Annotated in this window: 8 protein-coding genes and 1 pseudogene; 6 read left to right on the plus strand and 3 right to left on the minus strand. The window is 70.2% G+C overall.

Annotation, left to right across the window (positions count from 1 at the left end):
• Together AC2VOK_RS14070 and AC2VOK_RS14075 are read right to left on the minus strand one after the other, a co-directional pair.
• Positions 1-126 (minus strand): annotated as a pseudogene (locus tag AC2VOK_RS14070) (ArsR family transcriptional regulator); the annotation flags it as partial.
• 321 nt (positions 127-447) lie between these two features.
• Positions 448-1173: a histidine phosphatase family protein gene (locus AC2VOK_RS14075; RefSeq protein ID WP_428901033.1), complete on the minus strand. Its 726-nt coding sequence runs from the start codon at positions 1171-1173 to the stop codon at positions 448-450.
• Between the two features lie 141 nt (positions 1174-1314).
• On the opposite strand from AC2VOK_RS14075, the gene AC2VOK_RS14080 reads away from it, so the two are divergent.
• Positions 1315-2010: a M15 family metallopeptidase gene (locus AC2VOK_RS14080; RefSeq protein ID WP_428901039.1), complete on the plus strand. Its 696-nt coding sequence runs from the start codon at positions 1315-1317 to the stop codon at positions 2008-2010.
• A gap of 10 nt (positions 2011-2020) precedes the next feature.
• A complete protein-coding gene (locus tag AC2VOK_RS14085; RefSeq protein WP_428901034.1) occupies positions 2021-2833 on the plus strand; it encodes a methyltransferase domain-containing protein in 813 nt (270 codons plus the stop codon).
• A 7-nt stretch (positions 2834-2840) separates the two neighbouring features.
• Here AC2VOK_RS14085 and AC2VOK_RS14090 read toward each other — a convergent pair whose 3' ends face one another.
• A complete protein-coding gene (locus tag AC2VOK_RS14090) occupies positions 2841-4367 on the minus strand; it encodes an amidase (RefSeq protein ID WP_428901035.1) in 1527 nt (508 codons plus the stop codon).
• A gap of 128 nt (positions 4368-4495) precedes the next feature.
• Between AC2VOK_RS14090 and AC2VOK_RS14095 the strand changes: the two genes are divergently transcribed.
• The 4 genes from AC2VOK_RS14095 to AC2VOK_RS14110 all read left to right on the plus strand — a co-directional run.
• Positions 4496-6073: a methylmalonyl-CoA mutase family protein gene (locus AC2VOK_RS14095; RefSeq protein WP_428901036.1), complete on the plus strand. Its 1578-nt coding sequence runs from the start codon at positions 4496-4498 to the stop codon at positions 6071-6073.
• The gene (locus AC2VOK_RS14100; RefSeq protein WP_428901037.1) at positions 6074-6499 is read left to right on the plus strand and encodes a cobalamin-dependent protein; all 426 of its coding nucleotides are present in this window, start codon (positions 6074-6076) and stop codon (positions 6497-6499) included. It abuts the gene before it with no gap.
• Positions 6484-7440 carry an LLM class F420-dependent oxidoreductase gene (locus AC2VOK_RS14105; RefSeq protein ID WP_428901038.1) on the plus strand — a complete coding sequence of 319 codons (957 nt, stop codon included), beginning with the start codon at positions 6484-6486 and terminating at the stop codon, positions 7438-7440. Before AC2VOK_RS14100 ends, AC2VOK_RS14105 begins: the two co-directional genes overlap by 16 nt.
• A partial coding sequence (locus AC2VOK_RS14110) for a CoA transferase (protein WP_428901040.1) occupies positions 7437-7609 on the plus strand: 173 nt, incomplete at its 3' end. The genes AC2VOK_RS14105 and AC2VOK_RS14110, both read left to right, overlap by 4 nt.

Below are 7609 nucleotides of genomic sequence, written 5' to 3' on the forward strand. Positions count from 1 at the left end.
CTCCTCGTCGATCAACGACCACAACAGCCGAACACGGGTCGCGTCGGCCAGCATCCGGAACACCTCGACGATCAGTCCCACTTGATCCTCGTCCAGTTGCCGCCTCGAGGCATTACCTGCATTCATGCGCAGATAGTAGCTCACGCGGCACGGTGCCGCCAGCGTTTTCCGCGCCAGTCGGCACGCGCAGCGCGTCCTGCTCCGCCGGGGAGTAGTGCGCGATGGTCTTTTCGCGGCGATCGTTGACCAGGCCGGCCAGTCGCAACGTGGCCAGATTCCTGCAGCAACGACCACCGCACGTAGGAGTGGGCCTGGCGATCGGAGCACTCGGCTACCCGTCGAAAGAGTCCTCGATCAACCGGTGCGGCGCGCGGCGGCAGAATCATCGAGCGACCCGGCGCCGTCGCCCGGCTTCAACCGATGACGGATCCGCTGCTCGCGACGCGGTCAGCACGGCGGCGGGTCAGCGTCCCATTCGGTCAGATTCCAACCCGCGGAGGGGTTTCCGGTGAGCACGACGCGGCCCAGGTTCGGCAGTGGATTGCTGGCCGGCAGCGAGCGGTCGGGGTCGTGGACGTTCATCAGCACCCACAGCATGATCGCGCCCGCGTGCGAGAACGCGACCGGGTTCACGTCGCCGCTGTCGTAGATGTGTTGGACCGCCCCGCCGAAGCGTGCGTTGAATTCGTTGCCGTCGATCGAGCCCGGGATCCGCGCGCCGCGGTCGCCCCGGAGCCATTTCATCGGAACGGTCAGGTACGTTCGCGCGACGTCTGCCTCCGGCTGACCTTCGTAGCGACCGGCCTCGATTTCGCGCAGCCCGGGCAGCACGTCGACCGGTTCGCCCAGCCACCGCGCCGTCGGCGCGGCCGTCTCCTGAGTGCGGATCATGGTGGAGGCGTAGACCCCGTCGTAGTGGTGGGCGCTCAGCGGCCCCGCGTCCAGCGCGGCCTGGCACCATCCCCGCGGGGTGAGTTCTGGGCCGGGAACGGAGGTGTCGATCAGGCCCGAGGCGTTGCCTTCCGACTGGGCGTGCCGCACCAGCGTCAGCGTGATGACGTGCGGTCCGGCAGCGCGCGCGGAGGCGCAGCCCGCCAACGACATCGCCAACACCGCCACGGTGGCGACGACTCGGGAGCCCGCGCGACCCGCCGGCGACCGGCCATGTGTCATGCGCGAATTTTAGTCCGACGACGTGGTGGCATCGGCGCTGGCGCCCAGGTTGCAGCGCTGTGCGGACGGCGGCATCAGATGACATCCCGGCGCGCTGAGCCGTAACACGCGCTGACCCGTAACAATGGTCAGATGCCTCGGATGCGGCGGTTTCATGGGCTCGCGATAGTCCTCGCGCTCACCGCCGGTCCGTGCGGAATTCCCCGCGCGGACGCGGGGCCCGGTGTGCCGCCCGTCAGCGACGCGGCGCGCGCGGCGGGGTTCGTCGACATCCGCAGCGTCGTGCCGGACGCCGTCGTCGATCTGCGCTATGCGACGACGAACAATTTCACCGGCACGCAGTTGTACCCGTCCGACGCCCGTTGCCTGGTGCACCAGTCGATGGCGCCCGGACTCGGCGCGGCCGCGGCGGCGCTGCGCCCGCAGGGGCACGTGCTGGTGTTCTGGGACTGCTACCGGCCGCACGACGTGCAGGTCACGATGTTCACCGTGGTGCCCAATCCGGCGTGGGTCGCGCGGCCGGGGCCCTATGCGCACAGCCACGAGTCCGGGCGCTCGGTCGACGTGACGTTCACCAGCGTGCGGCAGCCTTGTCCGGCCGATCGTCGCGCCGGCGGGGTGTGCCTGGCCGACATGGGCACTGGCTTCGACGACTTCACCTCCCGCGCAACCGCATTCGCCACGCAGGGCGTCAGCCCCCAGGCCCAGGCGAACCGCGCCCAGCTGCGCAACGCGATGACCTCCGGCGGGCTGAGCGTGTACTCCGGTGAGTGGTGGCATTTCAACGGACCCGGCGCGGCCGTCGACCGGCCGATCCTCGACGTCCCGGTCGATTAGGGAGCGCAGGGTGAACGACGAACCTCGGGCCAGCTACACCCATGGACACCACGAGTCGGTGCTGCGCGGTCACCAGCGTCGCACCGCCGACGACTCCGCGGCCTACCTGGTGGGGCACCTGAGGCCGGGGCTGTCCCTGCTGGACATCGGGTGTGGTCCCGGGACCGTGACCGGCGATCTCGCCGCCCGGGTCGCTCCCGGACCGGTCACCGCCGTCGATCAGTTCGCCGAGGTCCTCGACGTGGCCCGCGCCGAGGCGCAGCGACGCAACCTGTCCAACGTCGCGTTCGCCACCGCCGACGTCCACCGGCTCGACTTCCCCGACGACACCTTCGACGTCGTCCATGCGCATCAGGTGCTGCAACACGTCGCCGACCCGGTGGGCGCGCTGCGCGAGATGCGCCGCGTGTGCCGGCCGGGCGGGATCGTGGCGGCCCGCGACGCCGACTACGCGGGGTTCGTGTGGTATCCGCGGCTTCCCGCGCTGGACCTGTGGCTGGAGCTCTACGAGAAGGCGGCCCGCGCCAACCGCGGCGAACCCGACGCGGGCCGGCGGCTGCTGTCCTGGGCGCTCGAGGCCGGGTTCGCCGACATTGCGCCCTCGGGCAGCCTGTGGTGCTACGCGACGGCCGCGACGCGGCAGTGGTGGGGTGGGATGTGGGCCGACCGGATTCTGCATTCGGGGGTGGCGCAAGAGTTGCTGCGGCTGGGCCTGGCCACGCCGGCGCAACTCGAGGAGATCTCCGCGGCGTGGCGGGCCTGGGCTGCGGCCCCGGACGGCTGGCTGGCGATCCCGCACGGCGAAATAATCTGCCGGGCATAGGCTCGCGCTAGCCGGGGGAGAGAAAACCCCCGCACAGGGATTCGAACGCGTCGGCCACCCGCAACACCGTGGCGTCGTCGAATCGCCTGCCCATGATCATCATCCCGACCGGCAGGCCGTCGACGAGCCCGGCGGGCACCGAGAGGGCGGGATGGCCGGTAATGTCCATGGGCGCCGTGTTGGCCGCCTTGCCCAGCGCGCGTCCGAGCAGCCCGACGTCACCGGGACCCCCTGCCGGCAACAGGTCCGCCGTCCCCGGAACGGTCGGCATCACCAGCACGTCGTACTCGTCCAGCGCCGCGTCGTAGGCGGCCCGCACGTGCGGTAACAGGTTGCGCGCCTTGGCATACGACGCGCCGCCCAGCGCCGTGAGGCCGTAGTGCCCGCACAGCGCGGTCGCCTTGACGGTGCTGGCCAATTCGTCGGCGTGGGCGACCCGCTGCCGGGCGAAGTGCGCCATGAGTTCCGGGTCGTACCACCCGTCCACACCGAGCCCGTAGCCGTTGCCGTCAATCATCTGGTAGGTGGCGCCGTCGGTGAAGATGACATTGAACACATGCAGCGCCGTCCGGTGCCAGGGCACGCTGACGTCTCCGACGTTGCAACCGCATTCGGTGAAACGCCGGGCCGCCGAGCGGACGAGTTCGTCGGCCTCCGGTGACGAGCCGGGCTGGCCGAAACCCTCGCCGAGGATGCCGACCCGCAGCCCGGTCACGTCGCCGGTGAGCGCGGCCCGGTAGTCGAACGCGGCTGTGGGCTCGCGCTGGCGCGGGTCGTGGCCGTCGGGCCCGGCGAGCACCGTGAGCACAAGTGCGGCGTCGGCAACGGTGCGCGTCATGGGACCGAGATGGTCGATCGTCCGCTCGATCGGAAACGCGCCGGTGTAGGGCACCAGGCCGTGGGTCGGCTTGTGCCCGACGATGCCGCACAGCGCGGCCGGGATGCGGATCGAGCCGCCCTGGTCGCCGCCGAGGGCCACGTCGACGTATCCGGCGGCGACGAGCGCACCGCTCCCGCTGGAGGACCCGCCCGTCTCGCGCGCGGTGTCCCACGGGTTGCGCACCGGGCCGGAGGCAGAGGTGAAACTCGACCCCGAGCAGCACAGGTCCTCGCAGACGCTCTTGCCGGCGATGGTCGCCCCCGCGGCCAGCAGGCGCTCGACGACGGTCGCGTCGCGGCCGGGGACGAAGCCCTCGACCGCGCGGGACCCGTTCATCATCGGAACGCCGGCGACGGCGATGTTGTCCTTGACCGCGACGGTGCGGCCCGACAGGGGGCCCTTCGCTCCAGAGGAGATCTCGGTGGTGACATACCAGGCGCCGAGCGGGTTTTCTTCCGGCGCCGGGAACCGGTGGGCACGCTCGGGGGTCGGCGGCGGCGCCAATTCGTCGTAGAGCGCGTCGACGACGTCATAAGACGTCATGGTGTGTTGCACGGCCGCCAGGTAGTCGCGTCGGGCGGCGGCGTCGAGGTGGAACCCGAAATGGTGTGCCGCGGCGTCCAGGTCGCCGGCCGTTGGCCGCGAAACCGTCACGTCGAGCAGCCTAGTCCTCGGCTGGTCTGAGCCGACCGAGCGGGACCGGTCGGCGCAGTGGGCCTCCTTCGGCCTGGTCAAGCGGATGGTATTGGCATTCTCTTTTTTTGCAAGTACGTTATCAGTCGATGGATAACGAGATTCGGACCCCATCGGGCATACCGCTGCGGCCCGTGTACGGGCCGGGGGACAGGACCGCGGAACCTGCGCCGCCCGGACAGTTTCCGTTCACCCGGGGCAATTTCGCGTCGGGCTATCGGGGCAAGCTGTGGACGTTTCGCCAGTACTCGGGCTTCGGCACCGCCGAGGAGTCCAACCGCCGCTACCGATACCTGCTCGAGCAGGGCGGGACCGGCCTGTCGGTGGCCCTCGACCTGCCCACCCAGTGCGGCTACGACTCCGATGATCCCGAGTTCGGCGAGGAGGTGGGCCGGGTCGGCGTCGCGGTGGACACCCTGGCCGACTTCGAGATCCTGTTCGAGGGCATTCCGTTGGACAAGCTCAGCACGAGCATGACGATCAACGGCACCGCCGCCATCCTGCTGGCCTTCTACGTCGCCGCGGCCGAGAAGAAGGGCATCCCGCGGGCCACGCTGACCGGGACCATCCAGAACGACATCCTCAAGGAGTACGCCTCGCGCGGTACCTGGATCTGGCCGCCGGAGCCTTCGCTGCGCCTGATCGCCGACACAATCGAGTTCTGCGCGGCCGAAGTACCGCGGTTCAACGCGATCTCGGTGGCCGGGGCCCATTTCCGCGACGCCGGCGCCAACGCGGTGCAGGAGATGGCGTTCACCCTGGCCGACGGCGTCACCTATTGCGACACCGTGGTGGCCCGCGGCCGCATGAGCATCGACCAGTTCGCGCCGCAGATCTCGTTCTTCTTCTACACCCACGGCGACTTCTTCGAGGAGATCGCCAAATACCGTGCGGGAAGACGCCGTTGGGCCACCATCGTGCGGGAGCGCTACGGGGCGGCCACCGACAAGGCGTCGATGTTCCGGTTCGGCTGCGTGTGCGGCGGCGCGTCGCTGTATGGCCCGCAGGCGCGCAACAACGTCGTCCGGGTGGCCTACGAGGCGATGGCGGCGGTGTTGGGCGGGGTGCAGTCGATGTTCACCGCGGCCTGGGACGAGCCGTTCGCGCTGCCCACCGAGGAGTCCACCACGCTGGCGTTGCGCACCCAGCAGATCCTGGCCTACGAGACCGGCGTGGCCGGCGTGGCCGACCCTCTCGGCGGCTCCTATTTCGTCGAGGCGCTCACCGACGCGACCGAGGCGCGCATCGTGGAGATCATGGACGACCTGCAGCGCCACGGCGGGATGGTGGCCGCGATCGAGGACGGCTACCTGCAGGGCCTGATCGCTGACGAGGCGTTCCGGACGCACCAGGACATCGAGGCCGGCACCCGCCCCGTCGTCGGGGTCAACCGCTTCGTCTCCGAGGAGCCCGAACCCGACGTGGTCACCTACGAACTCGACGCCGAGGGCCGCGATGTGCAGCTCAAACGGCTCTCCAAGGTGAAGGCCGAAAGGGATTCGGCCGCGGTGCAATCGACGTTGGCGGATCTCTCACGAGCCGCGGAGGGCACCGACAACCTGATGCACACGCTGATCGACTGCGCCAACGCCTACTGCACCGTCGGTGAGATGGTCTCCGCGCTCAAAGCGGTGTGGGGCGAGTTCGCACAGCCGGTGGTGTTCTAGATGGCGGTTCGAGTTCTGGTGGCCAAGCCGGGCCTGGACGGACACGACCGCGGCGCCAAGATCGTCGCGCGCACCCTGCGCGACGCGGGCTTCGAGGTCATCTACACCGGCATCCGGCAACGCATCGAAGACATCGCCTCGATCGCCGTCCAGGAGGACGTCGCGGTCGTGGGCCTGAGCATCCTGTCCGGTGCGCACCTGGCGCTGACCACCCGCACCATCGAGGCCCTGCGTGCCGCCGACGCCGCCGACATCGCCGTCGTCGTCGGAGGCACGATCCCGCACGCCGACGTGACCAAACTGCTGTCCGCCGGCGCCGCCGCGGTGTTCCCCACCGGCACACCGCTGGACGTGCTGGTCCGCGACATCCGGGCCCTGACCGGCGCCCCCCGACCAGCATCGGAGGAATCGTGCGCGTCGGAGTGATGATCGGTGCCGAGCGCGGCGACATGGCCCGCAAGGTGCACAAGCTGGCCACCGACATCGAATGGGCCGAGTCGGCGGGCCTGGACACCGCGTGGATGCCGCAGGTGCCCGACGACTTCGACTGCCTGACCATGGTGTCGCTGATGGCCGCGCACAGCTCGCGCATCGAGCTCGGCACCGCGGTGGTGCCGCTGCAGGCCCAGCATCCGATCGCCCTTGCCCGCCAGGCGCTCTCGACGCACGCGGTGGCCGGTGGCCGGCTGGCGCTGGGTGTCGGACCGTCGCACCACTGGATCGTCCGCGACATGCTCGGCCTGCCGTATGAGAAGCCGGCCGCCTACACCCGCGACTACCTTCAGGTGCTGGGCGCCGCCACCGCCGGGCCGGGACCGGTTGACGTCGAGAACGATTCGTTCACCGTGCACAACCCGCTGGCGATCGGGGCAGACACCCCGATGCCGGTGCTGGTCGCCGCGCTCGGGCCGGTGATGCTGGCGATCGCGGGTGAGCTCGCCGACGGTACGGTGCTGTGGATGGCCGACGAACGCGCGATCGGCGAGCACATCGCTCCGAAGATCACCAAGGCCGCCGCGGACGCCGGGCGTCCCGCGCCGCGGATCGTCGCGGGAGTCCCGGTTTGTCTTTGTGCGCCTGCGCAAGTCGACGAGGCCAAGGAGCGGGCCAACCGTATCCTGGGCGAGGCCGAGGTGTCGCCCAATTACCAGCGCCTGCTCGACCGCGGCGACGCTCGCGATGTCGGCGACCTGTGCGCGGCCGGCGACTCGGAACAGATTCTGCGGCGACTCCGCTCTTTCGCCGACGCCGGTGTGACCGACCTGTCGGTGCGCCTGTTGCCGATCGGCGCCGACCGGGACGAACTGGTCGCCTCCAAACGGCGCACCCGCGAGATGATCGCCGACCTCGCAACGGAGTTGCGTTGACGCGGGGCAGCTCCCAGGGCCCGCTGGCGGGTATCCGCATCCTCGAGGTCGGCACCATGCTGGCCGGCCCGTACGCCACCATGCTGCTCGCCGACCTCGGCGCCGAGGTCACCAAGATCGAGCCGGCCGGCGGCGAGATCTCCCGCGGGGTGGGCCCCAGCTACTTCGC

It is taken from the genome of Mycobacterium sp. TH-M116, from assembly GCF_057473685.1.

Bases quoted from the DNA above. Each gene is read 5' to 3' on its own strand.
- AC2VOK_RS14095 (WP_428901036.1), top strand. From the start codon at position 4,496: ATGGATAACGAGATTCGGACCCCATCGGGCATACCGCTGCGGCCCGTG.
- AC2VOK_RS14075 (WP_428901033.1), bottom strand. From the start codon at position 1,173: ATGACACATGGCCGGTCGCCGGCGGGTCGCGCGGGCTCCCGAGTCGTC.
- AC2VOK_RS14100 (WP_428901037.1), top strand. From the start codon at position 6,074: ATGGCGGTTCGAGTTCTGGTGGCCAAGCCGGGCCTGGACGGACACGAC.
- AC2VOK_RS14080 (WP_428901039.1), top strand. From the start codon at position 1,315: ATGCGGCGGTTTCATGGGCTCGCGATAGTCCTCGCGCTCACCGCCGGT.